At 66.5% G+C, this 22,762-nt stretch carries 24 protein-coding genes; 12 read left to right on the top strand and 12 right to left on the bottom strand.

Features of this window, described 5'->3' with window-relative positions; genetic code table 11:
* Positions 1–60 precede the first annotated feature (60 nt).
* Positions 61–390 (bottom strand): DUF202 domain-containing protein, encoded by a 330-nt coding sequence (locus V6K52_RS19315; RefSeq protein WP_353951733.1) that lies wholly within the window; start codon positions 388–390, stop codon positions 61–63.
* A 2-nt stretch (positions 391–392) separates the two neighbouring features.
* Positions 393–746 (bottom strand): DUF202 domain-containing protein, encoded by a 354-nt coding sequence (locus tag V6K52_RS19310; RefSeq protein WP_353951732.1) that lies wholly within the window; start codon positions 744–746, stop codon positions 393–395.
* A gap of 68 nt (positions 747–814) precedes the next feature.
* On the opposite strand from V6K52_RS19310, the gene V6K52_RS19305 reads away from it, so the two are divergent.
* Both V6K52_RS19305 and dnaB read left to right on the top strand, forming a co-directional pair.
* Positions 815–1,090: a DUF2277 domain-containing protein gene (locus V6K52_RS19305; protein WP_353951731.1), complete on the top strand. Its 276-nt coding sequence runs from the start codon at positions 815–817 to the stop codon at positions 1,088–1,090.
* 479 nt (positions 1,091–1,569) lie between these two features.
* Positions 1,570–2,940 (top strand): replicative DNA helicase, encoded by a 1,371-nt coding sequence (gene dnaB / locus V6K52_RS19300; RefSeq protein WP_353951730.1) that lies wholly within the window; start codon positions 1,570–1,572, stop codon positions 2,938–2,940.
* Positions 2,941–3,073: 133 nt separating this feature from the next.
* On the opposite strand, the gene V6K52_RS19295 is transcribed toward dnaB, so the two are convergent.
* Positions 3,074–4,237 (bottom strand): hypothetical protein, encoded by a 1,164-nt coding sequence (locus tag V6K52_RS19295; RefSeq protein WP_353951729.1) that lies wholly within the window; start codon positions 4,235–4,237, stop codon positions 3,074–3,076.
* A 576-nt stretch (positions 4,238–4,813) separates the two neighbouring features.
* Between V6K52_RS19295 and V6K52_RS19290 the strand changes: the two genes are divergently transcribed.
* The 3 genes from V6K52_RS19290 (at position 4,814) to V6K52_RS19280 (ending at position 6,572) form a co-directional block, all read left to right on the top strand.
* On the top strand, positions 4,814–5,611 hold the full coding sequence (locus tag V6K52_RS19290; protein ID WP_353951728.1) for a hypothetical protein: 798 nt from the start codon (positions 4,814–4,816) through the stop codon (positions 5,609–5,611).
* The gene (locus V6K52_RS19285) at positions 5,608–5,835 is read left to right on the top strand and encodes a hypothetical protein (protein WP_353951727.1); all 228 of its coding nucleotides are present in this window, start codon (positions 5,608–5,610) and stop codon (positions 5,833–5,835) included. Before V6K52_RS19290 ends, V6K52_RS19285 begins: the two co-directional genes overlap by 4 nt.
* 62 nt (positions 5,836–5,897) lie before the next feature.
* On the top strand, positions 5,898–6,572 hold the full coding sequence (locus V6K52_RS19280; protein ID WP_353951726.1) for a hypothetical protein: 675 nt from the start codon (positions 5,898–5,900) through the stop codon (positions 6,570–6,572).
* Here the strand turns inward: V6K52_RS19280 and V6K52_RS19275 are convergent.
* Complete coding sequence (locus V6K52_RS19275; RefSeq protein ID WP_353951725.1) at positions 6,569–7,555, bottom strand: IS481 family transposase; 987 nt, start codon at positions 7,553–7,555, stop codon at positions 6,569–6,571. The genes V6K52_RS19280 and V6K52_RS19275 overlap by 4 nt on opposite strands.
* Positions 7,556–7,785: 230 nt before the next feature.
* Here V6K52_RS19275 and V6K52_RS19270 point away from each other — a divergent pair, with 230 nt between their 5' ends.
* Entirely contained in the window at positions 7,786–8,181 is a 396-nt protein-coding gene (locus V6K52_RS19270) for a hypothetical protein (RefSeq protein ID WP_353951724.1), read from the top strand.
* A 292-nt stretch (positions 8,182–8,473) separates the two neighbouring features.
* On the opposite strand, the gene V6K52_RS19265 is transcribed toward V6K52_RS19270, so the two are convergent.
* The 3 genes from V6K52_RS19265 to V6K52_RS19255 form a co-directional block, all read right to left on the bottom strand.
* A complete protein-coding gene (locus V6K52_RS19265; RefSeq protein ID WP_353951723.1) occupies positions 8,474–8,662 on the bottom strand; it encodes a hypothetical protein in 189 nt (62 codons plus the stop codon).
* Between the two features lie 1,427 nt (positions 8,663–10,089).
* Positions 10,090–10,482 carry a hypothetical protein gene (locus tag V6K52_RS19260; RefSeq protein ID WP_353951722.1) on the bottom strand — a complete coding sequence of 131 codons (393 nt, stop codon included), beginning with the start codon at positions 10,480–10,482 and terminating at the stop codon, positions 10,090–10,092.
* A 5-nt stretch (positions 10,483–10,487) separates the two neighbouring features.
* Positions 10,488–11,132, bottom strand: a complete 645-nt coding sequence (locus tag V6K52_RS19255; RefSeq protein WP_353951721.1) for a nucleotidyltransferase domain-containing protein — start codon at positions 11,130–11,132, stop codon at positions 10,488–10,490.
* Between the two features lie 503 nt (positions 11,133–11,635).
* Here V6K52_RS19255 and V6K52_RS19250 point away from each other — a divergent pair.
* Entirely contained in the window at positions 11,636–12,130 is a 495-nt protein-coding gene (locus tag V6K52_RS19250) for a M23 family metallopeptidase (RefSeq protein ID WP_353951720.1), read from the top strand.
* Positions 12,131–12,334: 204 nt separating this feature from the next.
* Here V6K52_RS19250 and V6K52_RS19245 read toward each other — a convergent pair whose 3' ends face one another.
* Positions 12,335–14,032, bottom strand: coding sequence for a ribonuclease J (locus tag V6K52_RS19245; RefSeq protein WP_353951719.1), 1,698 nt, complete (start codon positions 14,030–14,032; stop codon positions 12,335–12,337).
* On the bottom strand, positions 14,029–14,250 hold the full coding sequence (locus V6K52_RS19240; RefSeq protein WP_353951718.1) for a hypothetical protein: 222 nt from the start codon (positions 14,248–14,250) through the stop codon (positions 14,029–14,031). The genes V6K52_RS19245 and V6K52_RS19240 overlap by 4 nt, the downstream gene beginning before the upstream one ends.
* Before the next feature lie 200 nt (positions 14,251–14,450).
* On the opposite strand from V6K52_RS19240, the gene V6K52_RS19235 reads away from it, so the two are divergent.
* Positions 14,451–15,809, top strand: coding sequence for an APC family permease (locus V6K52_RS19235; RefSeq protein WP_353951717.1), 1,359 nt, complete (start codon positions 14,451–14,453; stop codon positions 15,807–15,809).
* 51 nt (positions 15,810–15,860) lie between these two features.
* On the opposite strand, the gene V6K52_RS19230 is transcribed toward V6K52_RS19235, so the two are convergent.
* A complete protein-coding gene (locus V6K52_RS19230) occupies positions 15,861–16,439 on the bottom strand; it encodes a GNAT family N-acetyltransferase (protein WP_353951716.1) in 579 nt (192 codons plus the stop codon).
* Positions 16,440–16,452: 13 nt separating this feature from the next.
* A complete protein-coding gene (locus V6K52_RS19225) occupies positions 16,453–17,274 on the bottom strand; it encodes an SDR family NAD(P)-dependent oxidoreductase (protein ID WP_353951715.1) in 822 nt (273 codons plus the stop codon).
* A gap of 220 nt (positions 17,275–17,494) precedes the next feature.
* Here V6K52_RS19225 and edd point away from each other — a divergent pair, with 220 nt between their 5' ends.
* From edd to V6K52_RS19210, 3 genes are read left to right on the top strand one after another with little or no spacing between them, the layout of a single operon-like run.
* The gene (gene edd, locus V6K52_RS19220; RefSeq protein WP_353953819.1) at positions 17,495–19,369 is read left to right on the top strand and encodes a phosphogluconate dehydratase; all 1,875 of its coding nucleotides are present in this window, start codon (positions 17,495–17,497) and stop codon (positions 19,367–19,369) included.
* Positions 19,366–20,034, top strand: a complete 669-nt coding sequence (eda, locus tag V6K52_RS19215) for a bifunctional 4-hydroxy-2-oxoglutarate aldolase/2-dehydro-3-deoxy-phosphogluconate aldolase (RefSeq protein ID WP_353951714.1) — start codon at positions 19,366–19,368, stop codon at positions 20,032–20,034. Before edd ends, eda begins: the two co-directional genes overlap by 4 nt.
* Before the next feature lie 58 nt (positions 20,035–20,092).
* On the top strand, positions 20,093–20,629 hold the full coding sequence (locus V6K52_RS19210; protein ID WP_353951713.1) for a putative immunity protein: 537 nt from the start codon (positions 20,093–20,095) through the stop codon (positions 20,627–20,629).
* Between the two features lie 125 nt (positions 20,630–20,754).
* Here V6K52_RS19210 and V6K52_RS19205 read toward each other — a convergent pair whose 3' ends face one another.
* Positions 20,755–21,645, bottom strand: a complete 891-nt coding sequence (locus V6K52_RS19205) for a GNAT family N-acetyltransferase (protein WP_353951712.1) — start codon at positions 21,643–21,645, stop codon at positions 20,755–20,757.
* A gap of 88 nt (positions 21,646–21,733) precedes the next feature.
* On the opposite strand from V6K52_RS19205, the gene V6K52_RS19200 reads away from it, so the two are divergent.
* On the top strand, positions 21,734–22,750 hold the full coding sequence (locus V6K52_RS19200) for an NAD(P)-dependent alcohol dehydrogenase (protein ID WP_353951711.1): 1,017 nt from the start codon (positions 21,734–21,736) through the stop codon (positions 22,748–22,750).
* Positions 22,751–22,762 lie beyond the last annotated feature (12 nt).

Genomic DNA, 22,762 nt, shown 5'->3' with positions numbered 1-22,762 from the left:
AAGTGGCTGGTGCTCGCAACCATCGCCGCGACGGCGCGCGAACGGCAAGAAGTCGAGGCTTCAGTTGGCGAGGGTGACCCAGAGCGCGGCGGCGGCCAGAGCGACCATCGCGGAGCAGACGGCCAGAACTTCGCTCGTGGCGGGCTCGAGTCCCGGTGCGGGGAAGAGGCGGCCGATCCGTCGCAGGCGGGTGCGGGTGTGGAAGAAGATCCAGGTGGCGGCGAGTGCCGCGAGGGCGACGACGACAGCGACGACTGGTCCGTGCTGCGTCGTCCAGCGCAGGAACAGCAGGGAGACCGCTACGAAGGAGATCGCCGTGCGTTGCCACGCGAGCGACGTGCGCTCGGGTTGCAGCCCGGGGTCCGTGCGCGGTGTCGTTGCGTCGAACATCGTCACTTCAGGACGAGCAGGAGCAGGACGATGGAGGCCACCACTGTGGCGAGGACGAGGAACGGGATGAGCGTGGGGAAGGGCAGCGGGCGACTCTGACGCATCGCCTGCTCGACGCGCAACCAGCGCACTCCTGCGCCGACGGAGACCGTGGCTCCCAGGATGATGAGCACGATGGCGAGGATGCCGCGGATGGTCTCGTCAAGGTCGATGTTGAAGCCCTCGATGGCGACGGCGCCGGCAATGAGGGCGAGTCCCGTGCGGATCCACGCCAGGAACGTCCGCTCGTTGGCGAGGGTGAAGCGGGGGTCGGGCTCGGTGCCGGGTCCGAGAACGCGCCGGGGGGTTTCTGCCATGCCTTGACCCTATCCACCGCGAGCGGTGAGCCCTTTTCGTCGGCGAGCGGGCGGCATACGCTGAAGGTATGTGCCGAAACATCCGTCAGCTGCACAATTTCGAACCGCCTGCCACGGACTCCGAGGTGTATGCCGCGGCGCTCCAGTACGTGCGCAAGGTGAGTGGGTCGACCAAGCCTTCCCAGGCAAACCAGGAGGCCTTCGATGCCGCGGTGCGTGAGGTCGCCGACGCGACCCAGCACCTGTTGAACCACCTGGTGACGGTGGCGCCGCCCAAGGACCGTGAGGTCGAGGCGGCGAAGGCGAAGGAGCGTTCGGCGCTGAGGTATGGCCGCACGGGCTGAGAGCCCCGGATCGTCACCTCAGCCGGGGGCGTAGCCCTGTGCCGGGTCCTCAGCGTTGCGGGTCAGTGATACCGGAGGGTAGGAAGGGTCAGAAGCGGGGTTCGGCTGGGTGGTGGGCTGATCACGTGACCCGGCTCATGTGGATGAGACACGCCCGAAAGTTTCTTTTGCGCACACCCGGTGGACGGCAAAGGCGCAGGTCAGAGGCCTGTGGTTGGGGTGGTTGAAGGTTTGTCCACAGGGCTGTCCACCGGCTGTGCACAACGCCCCCGGGCGTTTTCCACCGCTCATCCACAGGTTGTCCTCAGGGGGGTTTCTGGAGATTGGTCACGGGGCCGCAGAGGTCCTAGGTTGGGTCGATCCGGGGTCGCGGCGCCTGTCCGAACCGGGTTCAACAGGAGCACGGAACGTCAGTTGTCAGTGGCCGCTGACACGCTGGTTCCACGGCAAACGAATGCGTGAAATGAGAGGGGCGGCGGGTGTCGATCGCAGAGCTCAGCAGCTACACCGGCTCAAGCGACGGTCCACCCGACGACAGGCTCCCTCCTCAGGACCTTGGCGCCGAGCAGTCCGTCCTCGGCTCGATGCTCCTCAACAAGGATGCGATCGCCGACTGCCTCGAGGTGACCAAGTCCACGGACTTCTATCGCCCGGCACACGAGCTGATCTATGACGCGGTCCTCGATCTCTATGGCCGTGGTGAGCCGGCTGACGCGATCACCGTCGCGGATGAACTCAACAAGCGCGGCGACCTGACCAGAGTCGGTGGGCAGGCCTACCTCCACCAGCTCATCCAGTCGGTGCCGACTGCGGCGAACGCCGGCTACTACGCCGAGATCGTCCACGAGCGGGCCGTGCTGCGACGCCTCGTCGAGGCCGGCACGCGCATCGTGCAGATGGGATACGGCCAGGGCGAGGGTGACGTCGACGAGATCGTCAACCGGGCCCAGGCCGAGGTCTACTCCGTCGCCGAGAAGCGCGGCGGCGAGGACTACCACCAGCTCGGCGAACTCCTCAACGCGACGATGGAGGAGATCGAGGCCGCGGCCGGGCGCACCGACGACCTGACCGGTGTGCCGACCGGCTTCCTCGAGCTCGACACCCTGACCAACGGTCTCCACCCGGGCCAGATGATCGTGATCGCGGCTCGACCTGCCGTCGGCAAGTCGACCCTGGGCATTGACATCGCTCGCGCGGCCGCGATCAAGCACAACATGGCGACCGCGGTGTTCTCGCTCGAGATGAGCCGCACCGAGATCACGATGCGCATCCTCTCCGCCGAGGCCACCATCCAGCTCCAGGACCTCCGCAAGGGCCTCAAGGGTCAGGAGCAGTGGAACAAGCTGGCACGCGTCATGGGCAAGATCTCGGACGCCCCTCTCTTCATTGATGATTCGCCCAACATGTCTCTCATGGAGATCCGGTCCAAGTGCCGCCGACTCAAGCAGCAGCACAACCTCCGCATGGTGATCATCGACTACCTGCAGCTGATGAGCTCGGGCAAGAAGGTCGAGTCCCGACAGCAGGAGGTCGCCGAGTTTTCCCGTGCGCTCAAGCTCTTGGCCAAGGAGCTCGAGGTCCCCGTGATCGCGATCTCACAGCTCAACCGTGGTCCCGAGCAGCGCACGGACAAGCGCCCCCAGATGTCCGACCTTCGTGAATCAGGCTCGATCGAGCAGGACGCCGACATGGTCATCCTGTTGCACCGCGACCGCTCCGACCCTGAGCGTGACGGTGAGGCCGACGTGATCGTGGCCAAGCACCGAAACGGCCCGACCGCCGACATCGTCCTGGCCTTCCAGGGTCACTACAGCCGGTTCAGCAACATGGCCCGCGACGGCGGCTTCTAATGTCGAGATGCAGCGAACATTGCAAAACGCACCAACCTAGGTAACCTAAACCGATTGTTTGGTGTGGGCGGAGCATCCACACATGGCGTTATGGTTCCTGCGCGCTGTGGGCGCATCTCGCGCACGTCAGGTGTCAGTCTCCGGAGCCTGCTGGCTCGTTTGCTCCGAAAGCTACGGCCTCGTCGCACAGGCGCTTGAGAACCTCGAAGTTGCGCCGCATGATCTCGGGACTATGGGTGTGGGTCGGCGTCAGTCGAGACACCCGCTCGAGCACCTCCTCGTCGCTCAGGTGGTTCAGCCACGCCGCTACTGGCTCCGCACCCGGGGAGCCGTCCATCTGACCGAGCGTGTCGGCCATGTCGATTCGGACCGACGCAGCGCCGACCCGTTGCTTGTGCCGGTCGGCTGCCGAGATTGTCGACCCCGCCATGATCGCGCGGCGCTCGTCCGTGTGCCCGGAGGCAATGTCGTAGCGCGTTGGCAGCTCGGGCGCGGGAGGCTCCGAGCCGGTGACGAGGCGGGGCACCGCCTGAGTGCGGACCCAATCCGAGATCTCGTCGAGTTCCTGCATGAGCACTGGCCACCGATCCGTGCCGGGCCGCTGGATGCCGATTGTCGGAAAGAGTTTGACGGGCACCTGGGTGCCGAACGGGGTCTCCGCGATCACGTCCCCCACCTTGAGCGGCACTTCTGGCCGTGGTTGGAGGCTACGGACCGAGCGGGGGATCTGATCCTCGTTGTACATGGCGGCGATGCGGACCGCCGTGACTGCTGGAGTCCGGTGCTTCGCATGGTTCGTGTGGAGGACGAGGCGAGCCAGCGGGTGGTTCTCAGAGTCCTTCCTGTTGAACGGCTGCAGCCCTTCGATCCGCTGCAGAAGTTCGCTGCCGGTCTGAAGCGAGGCCGGCCCGTTTTTCACGCGACCCTTCGCCCAGGACTCGAAATCCGTGGCCGTGCGCGCCGCCGGGATCTCGACCGCGCGGGCGGCCTTCTCGCTCAAACCTCCATCGCGGAATTCCACCTCCGCAAAGAGTGCGTGCTCAAGCGCCGCACGGAGCGCGACCAACGCGTCGGCGACGAGAAGCGGGACCTTCCGTGGCATCGGAGTCACATGCGTCACGACAGTCCGCGTGTTGGGGAAAGCGAGCTGCTCCTCGAGCTCAAAGGCGCCACCGTCCCGCGTTTGATACGCGAAGAGCACGTCGGCGACCTGGCCGACGAGCTGATCCGCATGCGAAAGTGTCGCGGCGACCCCAAGTTGGTGGTCGGGTAGCCAATGGAGCCCTGAGTCCTTCACCGTCGGATCCTATTCAGCGTCCGCATGCACGAGGGATTGCACGAAGCTGGGCCGCGTTGTCGCCGGCGATTGCGGCCGGGGAGGCGCAGGGTCGCTGTGGAGCCCGGTGGTGGCTTTGGCTGCCGGCGATGGTTGCGTGGCCGGTGGTCGTGCTCTGGCTCTTCCGTCGGCGCTATCGCCGAGCTGAGCGCCGCGGCGGAGCAGAACTTCCGCACTTCTAGGCGTCCTTGGCCGAACCGCATCAGGTGAGTGATGGAGGAGTTCGGATGCACCCGGGCTCAGATGTCTCCCTTTGGTTGTGTTCGAACTCGTATGCGCACTCGCCACACATGCCGCCCCTGTCGTTTCCGTATCCGACGTGCTCGGACCAGAGATGACGGCAGTCGGGGCAGTCGCCGAGCGCTCGAACTCGGCGAGCCATCTCTCGCCGCTGCAGGAGGCGAAGGACCGGATTCTTCACAACGACAGCATGCCTCGCCCGTCCGGTCATGCCGCACCTCGCTCGACGGGCGCGGTCTTGCGCCCTCGTGAGATGCGTCGCCCCCCGCTCATGGACAGGTGTGTGAACAATGCTTCATGGATCTGGTGGACCGGCTACCTGATTTCTACCGCTGGCGTCTGACGCGGTGCGCTGCTTGTGGCCACGAGCAGGGCTTTGACGATGACTGGTTTGAACGGTGGAGCCATCGGGAAGAGTTGTGTCCTGGCTGCGGAGTGGACTGCACTTCAGAGGACGCGGCCCGGGTCGAGGCGGACCCTGCCGACCCAGCCTTGAACGACAGCCTGGTCCTGAGCCTGTCCTGGTGGCACACGTCGACTTATGCCGACTGGCCGTCTGCGGACGTCGACCCGGCGGCGCGCCTTGACGAACCTACTCGTCAGCGGATGGGCGGTGACGAAGCTGTGGCCCGCTGGGTCGGGCGACAGAACGAAAAGGCTCTTCACGTCGGCACCTACGAGGCTGCAGTGCAGAACATGCTGCGCAGGATCGAGAGTCAGGGCGACTGGGGTCAGACGTTTTACCTATACCGGGTGCGCCTGCGGCCGGACCTTGCCGTGCGCGCCGGTTGCAGTGGCGAGGTCGTCGACTTCGTCGGCGACGTTGCACTGCGTGACGTCTGCCCTGCCGGGATCGACGCCGCCCGGTACGTGAACAGCCACGAAGATCCAGGGGGGATCTCGCTTGCACTAGGGCGGGATGCGGTCCATGCCGTTCAGCGTTTGCGGATTCCACTCGACAACTCGACCCGGGCCTCTTGGCGGGAGTCGGCGCTGGAACGACTCACTGCGGCCGCTTCCCAGCCGGTTGCCGTGGTCGAGCCCGACAACGAATTGACCCGGCTGCGCGAAAATTCAACGGTGGCCCGACGATGACCTCGATACGCGAGCAGGAGCAAACCCGCATTCTGCATGAAGTGACGGCGCACCTGCCGGCGAATATTAGAGGCCAGGTGCGCGCCGCGGTCAATGTCGACGACACCGCCGACCCAGCCGAGTGGTGCGACCACCTTGCCAGCGTTATGCAGTTGATTGACGACCCCGAAGTGGTGATCATGGCAGCACGGGAGACCACACCCACGCCGGTACGGGATCGGTGACCTGAATACGCACTCATCTGCCGCATCAGGTGCGTCGTCAGTCCGGGTGCGAGACTGTGGGAATGACGCCGTGGACACTGCGCTTGAGCCCACGGCAGCAGGAAGCGTTGGCGCAGCTGCAAAGGGAAATCACGCCCGCGACCCCACCGGCTACCGACGACGAAGTGACGTTGGCACTCCTGGACGCGTGGATCGCCGGGGTGCTTAGTAGCCAGGGCCAGGTCGCCGCGAGATCCGTTCGGTACCTCTTGGAGCAGCAGGTTGAGACCACCCCGAGGTCGACGGCCAGCAGGATGGTCGACGCCGTCGTGACTGTAATCCTGCCGGTGCGAGGTGCGGACGACGACTGGCCGAATGGGCAAGCCGCTGTGGTCATCGACCATTGCTTGGCGAACAACTACCGCGTGCATCAGGAGGGCCCGGACGAGTTCGGGTGGGTGCGGTGGCCGATCGACTGCGCGCCCGACGGCACGAAACCCGCACGGCTGGCGACAAATGGCGAAGTCGTGGAGCTGTCCTTCCCCGGCGGTTACGCCTGGGCCGAGTTCGGATACAACGCCGACGACTCCGCTGTCGCCCTGGCGCACCAGCTCCGGCTTCTGAACGCTTACGCCGCTACCTCCACGCAAGAGGTTCTCGCGCGTCGCTCGTTCGGGCGCCGACGCAGGGAACTGCATCTATCGGATGGCACGAGGCTATGGCGCGGCGGAGGTTCCCGGCCGTACCTGCCCATCTAGATGTACTGACCTGACAGGTTGATCAAGCGGGTGTTGGGTGGCTTGTTCCCGCAGGCGGTGTGGGGTCGGTGGTGGTTGTACTCGTGGAGCCATGCTGGCAGAGCTTGGCGTCGTTCGGTCTCTGAGGTGTAGCAGCGGGCGTATCCCCATCCGTCGGCCATGGTGCGGTGGAAGCGTTCGACCTTGCCGTTGGTCTGTGGGCGGCGGGGCCGGGTGCGTGAGTGTTTGATGCCGAGCTCTGCGCAGACGTCCCGCCACAGGTGTGACACGTACGGGGACCCGTTGTCGGACAGGACTCTGCGGATGGTGATGCCGCGGGCGACGTACCAGGCGACGGCTCGGCGCAGGACGGCGGTGGCGGTGGCGGCGGTCTCGTTGTCGTGGATCTCGGCGTAGGCGACTCGGGAATGGTCATCGATGACGGTGTGCACGAATGCGTGGCCCATCTTCGGGTTGTGGTTCTTGCTCTTCGGTTTGCCCGGGGTGGCTGTCCGGTTCTTCATGCCCTGAGCTCGGCCCACGAAGCGCCACCCGCCACCGTCGGGGATGTTCCCGAACTTCTTGACGTCCACGTGCAGCATGTCCCCGGGATGCTCATGCTCGTAGCGGCGCACCGGCTCACCGGTGGCGCGATCGACGTGCGCCAACCGGTTCAGGTGACACCTGGTGAGCACCCGGTGCACTGTCGAGGGTGCAACACCCACGTGTGCAGCGAGCTGGACCGGACCCAGGCGCTTGCGCAGCCGCAACGACACGATCCGCTTCGTCGTCGACACGCAGGTCTTGGCCGGCATCACGTGCGGGCGGCTCGAGCGGTCGCTCATCGGCTCACCGGCGGCATACCTGTCAGCCCACCGCTTCACCGTCGGCCACGAACATTGGAATCGTGCCGCGACCTCACTGATCGGCACGCCCTGATCGACGACAAGTTGGGCAACCTTAAGGCGGTGACGAACCGTCAGGGCAGCGTTAGCGTGGGACATGAGGGCCTCCTGTGTGTGGCAGTGGTGACTTGGCAGTTCCACTCCACCGCGGGAGGCCCTTCCCACGCCACTGATCAGGTCAGTGGATCGCAATCACTCAACCAACGTCCCGGGTCAGTACATCTAGCCGGAGTTCGAACGTCCGCCTTTGCCGCCGACGGTGAAGGCGAGCATGGCAAGCCGAACGCGTTGTTGCCTCCGCTGCTCCGGAGGGATGGGAGGCTTGTCAGGTGAAGTGGTTTCGTCGCGAGAAGCGCCCGCCCGAGGAAGTCCAGTGGGAGCGCATCCAGGACGAGGTGCGCGCCGCCAAGCAGTCGAGGCTCACGCAGACCGCCACAATGCGCGATCTTGTCGACGCCATCTCGGCAGTACTGTTCAAAGCCGACCCGGTCGGCATCAATTTCGATACAAACACAGATGAGTACGACGCCGAGGCAGAGACCATCGTCATCGCCTTGCCGAGAGCGGCGGGGCCGGATGACGTGAGGTCGCTAACGCATGGGGCCTTCGTCCAGTGGTTCGACGCGGAGACTGCCGGCCCCATCGAGCGGTACACCGCTGTCGCCAACGAGATATGGAGCCTGTGGCGCCGCCACGAAGGGCAGAGCGGGCTGGCAGGGGGCTAGGAAGGGTGCTTCTGCCGCAGATGGCGTGCCTTGCGGTCATCCGGAATTGCCGCTGGGGGCAGACACCGCTGTTGCTCCCTGCTCGCGCCGGTCGCCGGGTCGGACCTCTCCTCCGTGCGACGTCAGGCTCTCACCACGGGTGGCGATGCGACCTTGCGACTCGCCGGCCAACCTGTCCGCCCCGAGCCGTCTTCAGGTGAATGGCATGGGCGAGAGCAAAGAGTGAACCCGCGCAACCTTGCTCACGACCCGGAGGGGTCGGGTTGCGCGGGTTGCTCCGTACCTCGTTGCGTCAGGTGAGCGGCAGTAGGCCATCAGGGCCGTGGAGCCAGTGCTGCTCGGCTTCCTGCTTCTTCCCCCACGCAATGACCTCCTCCCTGTCCCCATCGATCTGTGCGATGGGACCGTCTACGTCGTCTTGCAAGAGCGCCGTCCAGAAGTGCTCCTCCTCGGAAATGCAAGCGACGAAAACCCTTCGCATGGAGAATCCTGTCCGTGGGTGGGTGGCGATTCAGTACCAGTGTCCTCTCCACGGACGTCCGCTAACTCAACGTCCGCAGCGCAAGTGCGACCGCCTGGACGGATCTGCCGATGATCGCGCGGTCACACGGTTGGGGAGTAGCAGGCGCTGGGCTTGTAGCAGGATGGTCAAGTCATCGATTGAGGAGCACCTATTGCCCCGCCCTGGTCTGTCCCAGATCTGGGACGTAGTCGCCGTTCTTCTGCTGCTTCCTATCGTGGTCCTGATGGGCAGCCAACTGCCCGGAGACTGGAAGCATCACAACGGCTCTGGGCTGCCCGGGAACGCAATCGTGGTTGCCGTTGAGCCGCTACGCGGAGGCACGCACATCGTTGTAGATGTGTCCGACGAGGCGGGGCAGGTTGTCGCGACGCAACAGGAGGTCAACGGAGACGCACCCCACGTCCTCGGCGCGGTATTCGCAGTCACGTACCTGCCCCCCGGCGACTCAGGGATGACGCAGGTATACACAGCGGGACACGACCCTTTCAGAACCAACCTGCTGGTCTTCATACCCTGCGCCCTCGTGCTCCTCGTCGGCCTCGCGCGAGTGGGTGCTCGACTCTGGAAGCTAGGCAGTCGTTCGCGCTCACGAAATCGAACCGGACCGTATCGAGCAGGCTACGGATACACCCGCGAGTAGAACCCGCACGCCAAGTCGTCCGTTTCTAGCTGCGACCAACATCCGATCATGCCGGCGATCCGCGCGATGGATTGCACGATGTCTGGTCAGGACCTCGATCGTGCAAGGTGCCCCGCGTAGCGGCATGCAACCTTCGCTGCATCTCGACATCTAAATCAGTCGGACCGGTGCCAACGCAGGACAACTGCATCAGCGAAGAGACTTGGGTGGCACCCATGCCACTGCCAAATGTGCTCGGCGCAACCGCGTCGGGACTGGGATCGGGGCGGGCGTTGTAGCGCCCGCCCCGACAGAGGTCCCTAGCCGCTCCCTCAGTTGTGCATGAGCGAGTCTACGACCTCATGATCTTCACCTAGGTGGCGGGAAGGGGGCCCTATGCCCCATCGATGTCGAGTGAAGCTGGTCGGTTCGCAATGCGAACATGTCCTGTGCGTCGCAATCGGGCGCGGAGTGCCTCCCGAGCTGCGGTGCGCTGATGGGCAGCCCACGGGCTATGGAAGCGGCGGATCCGCTCCATGCCGTTGCGTCGCACCGCCCGATATGGCGGATCGCGTTGAGCGACAGCTACGAGATGATCTTCAGGAGTCCAAGCGCCGTGGCTTCGTTCTGATCCCGGCAGCCTGACAGGTCGTTTGGTCGCGTTCAGATCGAGCGCGGCCAAACGACTGGGGCAAGCGTCACGTCTCCTGTACGGCGTCGGCGTGGACGAGGCTTCTCGTGTTCGGTCCTCATAGCGTTCGCGAGCCTAGTTCGACAGGGTGCGATTCGTCGCGGCTTCCACGAGCGTGGCCGCTGCTCGCAAGGCACGCACCCGGTCGCTGTCGGAGATGAAGGTTGAGCCGTAGTGGGCGCTCGGCTTGAGTCGCACGAGCTTGCTGAGCTCGTTGCCGAGCCCTTTGTCCACGCGGCCGAGCACTCGTGCCGCCTCGGCGTGGTCTTCGCCTGCGTAGCGAGAGCCGGTGGCGGACAGGCAGATCGCGTCAGATGCTGCGATCCCAGCCAGGACCGCAATGCCGACGACGACGTTGTTGGCGCCGGGTCCCTCTTCGCTCGAGGCCAGGTCGGCGACCTCGAAGTATCGGGCCGCGATGATCCGGCGCGCGCGAGCTTGTCCCCGATCGCCAGGTCGTGAACGCACCGGTGTCATCGGCTGCCTGCCTGGACGTTGAGGCGGCGGAGCATGGGGGTCAGCGGCTCTCCTGCCAGATGGATGGAGTCTTCGCGCCAGGACGCAAAGATGGGTTCGTTGGCGGCCGCGCTGCGTTTGAGATCGGCGATGGTGGTTTCGAACCAGGACAGGGTGTTGCCGGACCAACGCCAGACGTCGGACTCGAGGTGCGTCAACTGCCCGCTCCAGGTCTCCGCATCCTTGAGGCTTAGGCGTGAGGATCGGACGACGAGGACGTCGATGTCCGATTCGGGACCAGCTTCGCCCCTTGCCATCGACCCGTAGAGGGAGGCGTGGACGGCCTGCACTCTCCAGCCACTTATGTGTTCGCCAAGGCGCGCCCGCAGTTCGATGGTCGCATCCAGAGCAGCAGTGATCGCTGGCACGAGCAGGTGCTCGCGGTTGAGGCGATACAGCTTGGCCCGGCCAGCAGGCTCGACCTCGACGAGACCTTGCTGCGCCAAGCGGTCGAGAGCATTCGACAGGCGTACGTGACTACCGCGACGTGCCAGTTCGGCAACGCGTCGTCCCGTGAGTGGAGTGGCCGTCCGAGCAAGCACAGTCAGCGCCTCCGCCTCCAAGGAGGGGGCGATGCTGCTCAGCGGGTGGGACAAATCCATGTGATCATGGTGGCACGTTTCAGTTCCATATGGAACTCAAACGTTCCATAATGTCCCATAGCGTTTCGACCGAAGGCGTGCGTCAGGAGTCGGTCGGAACGTCGGACCCGGGCCTGTACGCGGTCACGGCGGAACTCTGAGGGCAGTCAATCCGCTTTGGCCAGAACCGATTACGCCGGTCTCACCTGGTTAGGTCAGTGTCTGAGAAGTGGGACGATCGCGCAGAAGAGAACCATCGCGCCCAGCGTGAGCAGGTGGTCTCGGACGACATGAGTGGGGGTGTTCGTCGAGAGCTAGGGGCTCATCATCCTCCCGCAGCGGTTTCGCAGTGGTTTCGCAGTGGGGTTTGCGACGGTCTGTGACGTGCAGGTTGGTAGCTGCATGAAGTGACCAAGACAAAGCGAGCGCGGGTTGATGGGCATGGGCGTTGTTCATGTTCCTCAACCCCGATCACTCACAGACTCGGGAGAACTGTCATGACAGACCATCAGGAATCGTCGAGCATGCCCAGTCGACGGATCATCCTCAGCGGGGGCGCAACGGTCGCCGGACTTGCCATCGGTGGCATCGTCGCAGCGCCAGCAGCTCAGGCCGCGTCATACGTGCGGCCCGTGAGGAACCCAACCGCACACCCGATCACGGCCGCGTGGAGGATTCCCGGCAACTGGTCGGCCGGGTACCACACCGGAGTCGACATCGGATGCCCCACCGGCACTCCGGTCTACGCGACCATCGGTGGCGATTGCCGCACCGGTCGGGCGAGCTGGGGTTCCGCCTACGGCACCATGATTCTGATCAACGACAACGTGGACGGCTCGGACTGGGGCTACTGCCACCTGTCGAGGAGAGTGGTGAGCGATGGTCAGCGGGTCGCGACCAACCAGCTGATCGGCTACTCGGGCAACACCGGGAACACCACTGGCCCACACCTGCACCTGGAGCGACGCCCCCGCTATGGCGGTTATGGGTCGGACAAGAACCCCAACCTGTGGCCCTGACCCAGCTGTGATGCCCAGCCACGTTGGTCGAGATCGTGCGACACAGTGATCTGACCCCTGGCAGGTGAGAACCTCCGGGTGGGGTGTGGACTCGAAGTCCACACCCCACCCGGAGGTTCTCGCGTTCCACCGCCCACGCTCGTCCTGAGCCGCCCTCAGCCGTGCTGACCCGTCCTGAATCGTCCCGGGTGGGCGGCCTCGGAATCAGGCGTCGACAACCACCGGGATGATCAGTGGGCTTCGGCGATGCGCTCGGTGGGCCCAGGTGGAAGCGGCCCGACGGACCAGCTCCTCGATCTGCTCCAGGTCCTCGATGCCGTCCGTCGCCGCCTTGGTGAGGGCCTTCTGGATCAGGGGTGTGGCCCCCGAGAAGTCCATGACCTCCGGCGGGAAGCCGTGGGCGAGGTAGTCGGGGCCGTCGGTCAGGGCGCCGGTGTCCGGGTCGACGATGCACACGATGGTCACGACGCCCTCCTCGGCGAGGGTGCGCCGCACGTGGAGCGTCTCCTCGGTGGCGCCACCGACAGTCATCGCGTCGACATAGATCAGGCCGGCGGGGACGTTGCCGGTGATCTTTGCGCGACCGTCGATGAGGTCGATGACGCTGCCGTCCTGCGCGATGAGCACCCGGTCCGCGTCGATTCCCGTGCGGATGGCGATGTCGGCGTTGGCGCGCAGGTGGCGCCACTCGCCGTGGACGGGGAGCACGTTGGTCGGCTCGATGATGTTGTAGCAGTAGGCCAGTTCGCCGGCGCTGGCGTGACCGGACACGTGCACCTTGGCGTTGCCCTTGTGGACCACGTTGGCGCCCCAACGGGTGAGCTCGTTGATGACCCGATAGATGGCGTTCTCGTTGCCGGGGATCAGGGAACTGGCCATGAGGACGGTGTCACCGGGGGTGATCTCCACGGGGTGGTCGCGGTTGGCCATGCGGGCCAGTGCCGCCATGGGCTCGCCCTGGGACCCGGTCGCGATGATCGTCTGTTGGTCCGGGCGCAGCCGGTCGAGGGCCTTCATGTCCTTGACGACGAGGCCGTCGGGGATGGTGAGGTAGCCCAGCTCGCGGGCGATGCCCATGTTGCGCACCATGGACCGTCCGACGAAGGCGACCTTGCGCTTGTGCCGGTGGGCCGTGTCGAGGATCTGCTGGATGCGGTGCACGTGACTGGCGAAGCTCGAGACGATGACCCGGCCCTTGGTCGTGCGGAACACGGTGTCGATCGCGGGGGCTAGCTCACCCTCGGACACGGTGAACCCGGGCACCTCGGCGTTGGTGGAGTCCACCAGGAACAGGTCGACGCCTTCCTCGCCCAGCCGCGCGAAGGCGCGCAGGTCGGTGACCCGGCCGTCGAGCGGGAACTGGTCCATCTTGAAGTCGCCGGTGTGCAGCACGATGCCGGCCTTGGTGCGGATGGCGACGGCAAGTCCATCGGGGATGGAGTGGTTGACGGCGATGAACTCGCAGTCGAAGGAGCCGAAGGTGCGGCGGTCACCCTCGGCAACCTCGATGGTTCGAGGCTTGATCCGGTGCTCAACCAACTTGGCCTCGATCAGGGCCAAGGTGAGGCGTGAGCCGACCAGGGGGATGTCGGGACGCTCACGCAGCAGGTAGGGAACCCCGCCGATGTGGTCCTCATGTCCGTGGGTGAGCACGATCGCGTCGATCTTGTCGAGGCGGTCCCTGATCCAGGTGAAGTCCGGGATGATGACGTCGACCCCGGGCTGGTGCTCGTCGGGGAAGAGCACCCCGCAGTCGACGATGAGCAGGCGACCCGCGTGCTCGAAGACGGTCATGTTGCGCCCGATCTCGCCGAGTCCACCCAGCGGGACCACCCGCAGGCCGTGTGGCGGCAGAGCAGGCAATGCGCCGGTGCGCTTGCTGCGCGTTGACCTCCGACTCATCGCCGCACACCCGCCGAACGCTGGGTGTTGGGTGCTGACACTGGGCGGGGTTCCTGCAAGAAGTTCATGTGTGCTCCGTAAGGGATGAAGTGAGCGACGAGGCGGGCCGCCATGACCATGGCGACGACGACCTCGACACCGACGCCGTAGTGGTGCGGCTTGTGGCCCCGCGGAGCTTGTCCGCGATCAACCACAAGGAGTTGCCCGAGAGTGCTCAACGGGCCTGCTCCTTTCGCCTCACCGGTACGCCGGGGCAACAGTCTCCCAGACCCCGGACAGCGCATTGGATGGGCCGGGCCCACCACCTGGCACGGGCTCAGCCAACAGCGCGGCTCCAACTCGAAGGCCCCACCATCCCGCGTGAAAAAACCCCGCGCGTTGAGGTCGCGTCAGAGCGCGAGTCGTGCCACCCTTCCCTATGGCCCAAACACTGTCGGACACAGGCGAGACGGACACCAAGCTCAAGCGCGGCATCACACCGATGCTGCTCTTCTTCTTCATCGTCGGTGACACCCTCGGTGCCGGCATCTACACGTTGGTCGGCGGCATGGCCAAGGATGTCGGGGGCGCCATCTGGCTGCCGTTGATCTTCGCGCTGGTGCTGGCCCTTCTCACCGCCGGCACCTATGCCGAGCTGATCACCAAGTACCCCCACGCGGGTGGCGCCGCGCGCTACGCGGAGCGGGCGTTCAACAAGCCCTACGTCACCTTCCTCATCGGCTTCCTCATGCTCTCCTCGGGGATCACGACGTCGGCCGCGCTCGCGAACGCCTTCTCCGGTGAGTACCTCGGGGCACTCATCGACCTGCCGAAGGTGCCGGTGACGCTCGTCTTTATCGCGCTGCTGGTCGCGATCAACCTTCGGGGCGTGCGCGAGTCCCTCATGGCCAACGTGGGCGCGACGGTCATCGAGGCCACCGGGCTCATCATCATCATCATCGTCGCGGCGATCGTGCTCGGGAGAGGCGACGGTGACATCAGCCGGGTGACGACCTTCGCCGAGGGCATCAACCCGATAACGGGCGCCTTCGCGGCGACCATCACCGCGTTCTTCTCGTTCCTCGGCTTCGAGGCCGCAGCCAACATGGCCGAGGAGGTCAAGGACCCCAGCCGCGCCTACCCACGTGCCCTCTTCGGAGCGCTGCTCACCGCTGGCGTCATCTACCTGCTCATCGCCCTGGGCGCTGCCGGAGTGGTGCCGACCCCAGAGCTGGCCGGCTCCGACGCACCGCTCCTCTCGGTCATCACGGCCTCCGAGCTGGCGTTCCCGTCGTGGCTGTTCGGGGCCATCGCCCTCATCGCCATCGGCAACGGCGCCCTGCTCTTCATGGTCATGGCCAGCCGCGCAACCTATGGCCTGGCCGAGGCGGGCCTGCTGCCGGAGATCTTCGGCCGCGTGGCTCCCACCCGTCGCACGCCGTGGGTCTCGATCCTCGTCATCGGCGCCGTGACGATGGCGATGAGCTTCGTCGGCGACGTGAACCTGCTGGCCGACACGACGGTCCTGCTGCTGGTGCTCGTGTTCATCTCGGCCAACATCTCGGTCCTCGTCCTCAAGAAGGACAAGGTCGAGCACAAGCACTTCACGGCCCCGAGGATCGTCTCGATCGTGGCCCTCGTAGCCAGCATCGCGCTGCTCACGCAGCAGAGCATGCAGACCTGGCTCATCGCCCTGTCCTACATGGTCGTGGGATCGATCCTCTTCTTCATTGCGCGCCACGCTCGCAAGCGCGAGGGCACGCAGGCCGAGGACGCCGAGGAACTGCAGGACAAGTGAGACATTCCGGTATGCCGTGCCCGCACGGCATACCGGAATCTCACCCCACGCTCAGGGCGTGACGGCGAGGCGCATGACCCAGCGCCACTTGGCGATCTTGCGGTCGCGCTCGAACCCGAACTCCTCGAACAGGCTCTCCGGGCCGGTGTGGAGATACGCCCCGCGCTGCGGCGCGCGTTCCTCGACCTGCTCCGGGTAGGCCTCGACGACGCCACCGCCGGCCGCCCGAATCTCGCGAAGAACCGCCGTCACTGCAGCTCGAGCGACACCGCGCCCACGGTGCTTGCTCCCGGTGAAGATGCAGCCGATCCGCCAGGCCGGCAGGTCCACAGCCTCTTTCTCATAGACCTTGATGTTCTTGATGTTGGGGAGCTCTGCCGGACTGCCGAACTGGCACCAACCCACGCACTGGTCGCCGGCATACACCAGCACTTGGTGCACTGTCCCGGCTCGCACGTGAGCCTCCTTGGCGGCCCGGTTGCCGCCGACGCTTGGGCTCGAGCCGAACCCCTCCGGGTGGAAGCCCATGCACCAGCAGCCGCCCCACACACCGTTGTTCGCCTCGACGAGGACGGCGAAGTCGTCCCACGTCTCTGGTGTCAGCAGCCGCGTCGTGTAGTCGTCCTCCATGGATCCACTCTCCTCACAGGCCAAGGAGGGCTTCGCTGCGCTCCCACAAGCCTTGCGCGAGAGCAGCGTCCTTGACCTGAGGGTTGATCTTGGCGACCTTGTTGTTCTCGTAGTAGCGACCGGGCTCCCACGTCTCACCGGGCGTCCCGGCGGCCAGCCAGGTGAGGCGCCCACCGCCTGACTCCACGCTGGTCAGAAGTCGCGCCAACGGCGTGCGATAGACGAGCCGCATGAGGCTGGGTGTGTCATTGGCGAAGTTCGTGCGGATCACACCGGGGTGGAACGCGACGGCGTTGATCCCCTGCTCGTGGAAGCGGCGATGCAGCTCGCGGGTGAACAGGACGTTGGCCAACTTTCCGTCGCCGTAGGCCTTGTTGGCGCTCCAGCTCTTGGCGTTGTCGAGGTCGTCGAGGTCGATGTGCCCCATCAACCGGTGCGCAGCGCTGGATGTCTGGATCACCCTGGCGTCGGACGCGACGAGTCGGTCCATGAGGAGGTGGGTGAGCAGGAAGGGGGCCAGGTGGTTGACCTGGAAGGTCTTGTCGAACCCGTCCTTCGTCGTCTCCTGACCGAAGAGCCCACCGGCGTTGTTGGCGAGGACGTCGATGCGCGGATAGCTGGCGAGCAGCTCAGCGGCAAGGGCGCGGACCTGGTCAAGGTCGGCGAAGTCGGCCAGATGCGAAGGGGCGCTCAACGGCTGGGCGACCGCCGCGGTCTTCTCCGCGGATCGACCGACCACGACCACCCGGTGACCAAGCGCCTGGAGTTGACCAGCCGCCGCAGCGCCGATCCCGTCGCTGGCTCCGGTGATGACGATGGTCTGCTGCTCAGCCATGCGGGCCTCTCTGCGTGGTCGTGTCTGTGTGGGCGTGGCACTCGCGCGGAGCACCAGACTCTTCCAGAGGTCCACTACTTGTCCGTATCGCGGTACGGCCGTTGCCAAGAACGCCAAGGCCAGCACACTTGTGACCTGGATCACAAGTGCGCACGCCAATGTCGCCGTTCGCGCGGTCCCTTCCCTGACCGCCGAACCCAGGAGCCCCATGGCCCCCGTCATCCACCCTGTCGTTGCCCGGGTCACCGCTCGCGTGACCGATCGCAGCGAAGCCAGCCGCACGGCATACCTCCAACGCCTTTCGCGGGCCGCGTCCGAGCTGAGCCTGCGCCCGGCTCGCACCGACCTCGGTTGCTCGAACCTCGCCCACGCCGTCGCCTCATGTGGCGGCGCCGACCGCACCACGATGGCCGCCGACACCGGCGTGAGCCTGGGCATCATCACGTCCTACAACGACATGCTGTCGGCCCACGCGCCGTTCGAGCACTACCCGGCTGCGATGAAGCAGACCGCCCGTGAGGTCGGCGCCGTCGCCCGCGTCGCCGGTGGGGTGCCAGCCATGTGCGACGGCATCACCCAGGGTCGGGCGGGCATGGAGCTCAGCCTCTTCAGCCGCGACGTCATCGCCATGTCGACGGCGATCGCCCTGTCGCATGACGTCTTCGACGGCGTTCTCATGCTCGGTGTCTGCGACAAGATCGTGCCGGGGCTCGTGGCCGGCGCGTTGTCCTTCGGTCACCTGCCCACCGCCCTCGTCCCAGCCGGCCCGATGGCGAGCGGACGCTCCAACGCCGACAAGGCAGAGACCCGCAAGGCGTTTGCAGCGGGCGAGGTCGGCCGCGACGAGCTGCTCGAGAGCGAGGTCGCGTCCTATCACTCGCCGGGCACCTGCACCTTCTATGGCACGGCCAACTCCAACCAGATGCTCATGGACGTCATGGGGCTGCACCTGCCCGGAGCGGCGTTCGTCCACCCGGACGACGCGCTGCGTGACGCACTCACCGCCGCGACGACCGTCCGCATCGCGGAGATCGCCGCATCCGACACGCCCTACGGCATCGGTCAGGTCGTCGACGAGAAGGCGGTCGTCAACGGTGTCGTCGCGCTCCTGGCGACAGGTGGCTCGACGAACCACACGATGCACCTCATCTCGATGGCCGCCGCGGCCGGGATCGACCTGACGTGGGAGGACTTCGACGACCTGTCGTCGGCCGTCCCGTCGATCGCCCGGATCTATCCCAACGGTCCCGCCGACGTGAACCACTTCCACGCGGCCGGCGGCACTGCGTTCCTCGTGCGCACGCTGCTCGATCACGGCCTGCTCCATGAGGACGTGCTGACGGTCGCCGGTCCCGGTCTGCGCCGCTACACCCAGCGCCCGCAGATCGTCGACGGTCAGCTCGAATTCGTCGACATCGCCACGGAATCCGGCGATGCCAGCGTCCTGCGCGAGGCCGACAACCCGTTCACGGTCGACGGTGGACTGCGGGTCCTCGGCGGCACGCTGGGCCACGCCGTCATCAAGGTCTCCGCGGTCAAGGACGAGCACCGGGTCATCGAAGCGCCAGCGCGCGTCTTCACCGACCAGGTCGGATTCCTCCAGGCGTTCTCGCGACGCGAGCTCGACCGGGACGTCATCGTCGTGATCCGCGAGCAGGGCCCCAGCGCCAACGGAATGCCCGAGCTGCATGCCCTCACCCCCTCGCTCGGTGTCCTTCAAAAACGTGGGTATGCCGTGGCGCTGGTGACCGATGGACGCATGAGTGGCGCTTCGGGCGCCATCCCGGCAGCCATCCACGTGACCCCCGAGTCCGTGCACGCCGGCCCGATCTCGAAGATCCACGACGGCGACCTCATCCGGGTGGACTCACTCACCGGGCGGCTCGACGTGCTCGTCGACGAGGAGGAGTTCTCGGCCCGGGTCCCGTCGCCACGCGTCAGCGCCGTGGGGTCGGGCACGGGGCGCGAGCTCTTTGCACCGATGCGCGCCGCGGTCGGACGGGCCGACGAGGGCGCTCACATCTTCGGAAATCTGGGCCACGTCTGGGACCAGAGCGATGCCGCACCGTTCGTCAGCCACGAGGAGACCCGATGACCAGCGCTTCACCGGCCACCGCCCAACCCGTGATCACGAGCGAGGCTGACGTCCTCGACCTCGCCCCGGTCATCCCTGTCGTCGTCGTGGACTCGGTCGAACAGGCGGTGCCGCTGGCCCGCGCCCTCGTGCGCGGCGGCATACCCGTCATTGAGATCACGTTGCGCAGCGACGCCGGACTCGCCGCGATCGAGGCGGTGGCCTCCCAGGTCGAGGGCATCGTCGTCGGCGCAGGCACGGTGGTGACCCCGGAGCAGGTGCAGCAGGTCAAGGACGCCGGGGCGCAGTTCCTCGTGACGCCGGGCTCGCCGCCGCGGCTGCTCGACGCCGCCCTGGCCAGTGGCCTGCCGCTGCTCGCGGGCGCTGGCACGCTGACCGAGATGCTCACGCTGGCCGAGGCCGGGCTCACGGCGATGAAGTTCTTCCCAGCAGAGGCGAGCGGCGGGCGACCCTATCTGTCGGCCGTGAGCGGACCGTGTCCACAGCTGAGGTTCTGCCCGACGGGTGGCGTCACGCCAGAGACGGCCGCAGCCTGGCTCGCGCTGCCCAACGTCGGCTGCGTCGGCGGTTCCTGGCTGACGCCAAAGGACGCTGTGGCGCAGGGGGATTGGGGTCGCATCGAGGTCCTCGCTGCCGAGGCCGCAGCCCTTCGCCAGCACACCTGACCCGCCCCCAGCGCGTCGCGCCGGGTGCCGCGGCCGGGTCCACGACAGGATGGGTCCCATGATCCTGCCGAAGGTCAGAGACCCTCGACTCATCACGATCCGTCGCGGTGGGACGCTCACCGACGCCGACCATCACCTGCTCGCACTGTGGTCGGCCACGTGCGCCGAACACGTCCTCGACCTCTTCCAGGCGGTCCAGCCCGCAGACGGCCGACCTCGTCAGGCCATCGACCACGCCCGAGCCTGGGTGCGCGGCGAAGTCCCGATGATGGTGGCGCGAGCGGCCGGTGGCCATGCCATGGGTGCCGCCCGACCTTTGCGTGGAGCGGCGCGCTTCGCGGCGTATGCCGCTGGGCAGGCTGGGTGCGTCGCTCACGTCCCCGAGCACGACCTGGGTGCGGCGGCATACGCGATCAAGGCGGTGGGTGAAGCGGCGCCGGCAGTCGAGAAGGAGCAGGCGATGCAGCGCGAGTGCCAGTGGCAGCGCGACCAGCTGCCTGACCGGATCCGTGACCTGGTTCTCGAGGATCAGAAGCGGCGCAACGACATCTGCTGGTCAGTCTTCGACGGACTTGGTGGGCAGGAACGCGGCTGATCTGTGCCACGATCGATGGATGAGCCCTGTGCAGATTCGTCCTGTCGGCGGAGGCAAGGGATGCCTGGTGATGATCGTTGCCTCCCTGATCCTCTCGATCCTCCTCACGATCAGTCTCAACCTCTTCATCCGCTGACCCAGTTCAAGTCTTGGGCGCCCCGCCGCCGATCGCGCCTCTCGGGTTGCTGCTCGAACCCGGCTGAGGCATAGGTCGTGACGGCCCCGACGTTGTCGCTCGGTGTCGCGACCATCGCGCTCGACGAGCCCAGTTGCCGGAGCGCGGCTGCGGCAGCGATGTTGATCGACGTGCCGTAGCCCTGACCCCGGTGATCGCGGTGCACTCCCATCGGCTCGATGATCCCGGGCCGTCCCGGGCCCGCCGACCACACGGTCACTGCCGCGACGGCAGTGCCGGAGCCGTCATGGGCCACGAGGGACCGGCCGTCCAAATAGGGCACTCCGGACGCCATCGCGTGCCAGCGGTCGTCCGTGGCATGGGGGTTGTCGAACGCCGACCGCTGCACGGCGGCCCAGACGCCGGCCTGCGCGGGTGCGATCACGTCGACGCGCAGTTCCGGGTCCTCCACCGGCCCGGAGAGGTCACGACGAAGAATCGCCCACGGATCGTCGAGGGCCCAACCGGCCGCCCCGAGCAGGTCGTGGATGAGAGCGCCGTTGGGTGACTCCACTGATGCCTCTCCCTCCGGCAGGACCCCACGCGCCGGATCCGTGGCGTCGGCAACCAGCTGCCGCGCCAGCTCCTGGTCCTGCTGAGCCTCGGGTGCGATGCCCAACCGCAACAGGTCGGAGCCGTCGAGCAGCCCGACCGCAAGAAGGTCACCGTCACGGCTCCATGTCCTGACTGCTGCCGCCGTCGCCTCGGCACCGAATCGCCAGAACCAGCCGAGGTCCCCTGGATGCAGCTGAAGCGCCGCCCCTTCGCGCTGCCACTCCCGCAGCGCCCCGACGGCATCGCCCAGCTCGTCGACCCCCGGCCTCCCCGACACGATCGCCATCTCCCGATCACACATCACTGGGCCGCGGGATGGCCACCGAATATCGGATCGCCCACGCCGGTGTGCCGCGAGGGCTAGCGTCGCGAGCGTGAGAGCAGTTGTGCAGGACCACTACGGGCCGGCGTCGGGTCTGCGTTGCATCGACGTCCCCGTGCCGGTGCCCGAGGCCGACGAGGTTCTCGTGCGCGTCCACGCCGCGTCGGTGCATCCCGACGTGTGGCACGTCGTCACCGGGCGGCCGGCAGTCCTGCGGCTCATGGGTTCCGGGATTCGCGCGCCCAAGCAGCGCGTGCCCGGCTCCGACTTTGCAGGCACCGTGACGGCCGTTGGCTCCGAGGTCGACTCAATCGCGGTCGGCGACAACGTGTTTGGTGAAACCTTGCCGATGATTCAGTGGGTCAACGGCGCGACCTGGGCAGAGTTCGTTGCGGTGCGCCAGGACCGGTTGCTGACCATGCCGACCGGCCTCACCCATGAGCAGGCCTGCACCCTCCCCACAGCCGGGATCATCGCCCTGCAGACCGTGCGCGAGAACGGCAAGGTCGCCGCAGGGGACCGCGTCCTCGTCAACGGGGGAGCAGGCGGTGTGGGTCGGCTGTGCGTGCAGATCGCGAAGGCGGACGGCGCCACCGTGACCGCGGTGGACGGCCCCGACAAGCAGGATCTCCTCCGGGATGCGGGCGCCGACCACGTCATCGACTACACGAGCGAGGACTTCACCCTCGGCGGCGCGCGCTACGATGTCGTCCTCGACATCCCCGGCAACCACTCCTTCGCCGAGATCCGCCGCGTGCTGGAACCGGACGGCACCTACGTCCTCGTGGGTCACGACCAATACGGCCGCGAGGGGCGCGCCGTGCTCGGCAGCATCCCCCGTGTGTTCGCACTGATGGCCCGATCGCCCTTCACCGACCAGATCCCGCGCGGCTCGTTCCGGAGCCGACCCAAGGTGGAGTATCTCAACGCCCTCACGGAGCTGGCCGACGCCGGACACCTCCGTCCGGTCATCGACCGCACCTTCCCCCTCGAGGAGGCCGCCGCTGCGCTCGACCACCTGGCCTCCGGCCGCGCTCGTGGCCGTGTCGTCCTCACGATGATGAGCTGAAGCGTCGCGCGG

Source organism: Knoellia sp. S7-12 (assembly GCF_040518285.1).
GTDB lineage: Bacteria > Actinomycetota > Actinomycetes > Actinomycetales > Dermatophilaceae > Knoellia.
This window is presented reverse-complemented; position numbering and strand designations above follow the sequence as displayed.

Excerpts from the sequence above, each read along its gene's own strand:
- V6K52_RS19290 (WP_353951728.1), top strand. The coding sequence starts at position 4,814 with ATGGATCTGGTGGACCGGCTACCTGATTTCTACCGCTGGCGTCTGACG.
- V6K52_RS19235 (WP_353951717.1), top strand. The coding sequence starts at position 14,451 with ATGGCCCAAACACTGTCGGACACAGGCGAGACGGACACCAAGCTCAAG.
- V6K52_RS19285 (WP_353951727.1), top strand. The coding sequence starts at position 5,608 with ATGACCTCGATACGCGAGCAGGAGCAAACCCGCATTCTGCATGAAGTG.
- V6K52_RS19225 (WP_353951715.1), bottom strand. The coding sequence starts at position 17,274 with ATGGCTGAGCAGCAGACCATCGTCATCACCGGAGCCAGCGACGGGATC.
- V6K52_RS19265 (WP_353951723.1), bottom strand. The coding sequence starts at position 8,662 with ATGCGAAGGGTTTTCGTCGCTTGCATTTCCGAGGAGGAGCACTTCTGG.
- V6K52_RS19205 (WP_353951712.1), bottom strand. The coding sequence starts at position 21,645 with ATGGCGATCGTGTCGGGGAGGCCGGGGGTCGACGAGCTGGGCGATGCC.
- eda (WP_353951714.1), top strand. The coding sequence starts at position 19,366 with ATGACCAGCGCTTCACCGGCCACCGCCCAACCCGTGATCACGAGCGAG.
- V6K52_RS19245 (WP_353951719.1), bottom strand. The coding sequence starts at position 14,032 with ATGAGTCGGAGGTCAACGCGCAGCAAGCGCACCGGCGCATTGCCTGCT.
- V6K52_RS19210 (WP_353951713.1), top strand. The coding sequence starts at position 20,093 with ATGATCCTGCCGAAGGTCAGAGACCCTCGACTCATCACGATCCGTCGC.
- V6K52_RS19230 (WP_353951716.1), bottom strand. The coding sequence starts at position 16,439 with ATGGAGGACGACTACACGACGCGGCTGCTGACACCAGAGACGTGGGAC.
- V6K52_RS19255 (WP_353951721.1), bottom strand. The coding sequence starts at position 11,132 with ATGGATTTGTCCCACCCGCTGAGCAGCATCGCCCCCTCCTTGGAGGCG.
- V6K52_RS19310 (WP_353951732.1), bottom strand. The coding sequence starts at position 746 with ATGGCAGAAACCCCCCGGCGCGTTCTCGGACCCGGCACCGAGCCCGAC.
- V6K52_RS19315 (WP_353951733.1), bottom strand. The coding sequence starts at position 390 with ATGTTCGACGCAACGACACCGCGCACGGACCCCGGGCTGCAACCCGAG.
- V6K52_RS19275 (WP_353951725.1), bottom strand. The coding sequence starts at position 7,555 with ATGTCCCACGCTAACGCTGCCCTGACGGTTCGTCACCGCCTTAAGGTT.
- V6K52_RS19250 (WP_353951720.1), top strand. The coding sequence starts at position 11,636 with ATGCCCAGTCGACGGATCATCCTCAGCGGGGGCGCAACGGTCGCCGGA.
- V6K52_RS19305 (WP_353951731.1), top strand. The coding sequence starts at position 815 with ATGTGCCGAAACATCCGTCAGCTGCACAATTTCGAACCGCCTGCCACG.
- V6K52_RS19280 (WP_353951726.1), top strand. The coding sequence starts at position 5,898 with ATGACGCCGTGGACACTGCGCTTGAGCCCACGGCAGCAGGAAGCGTTG.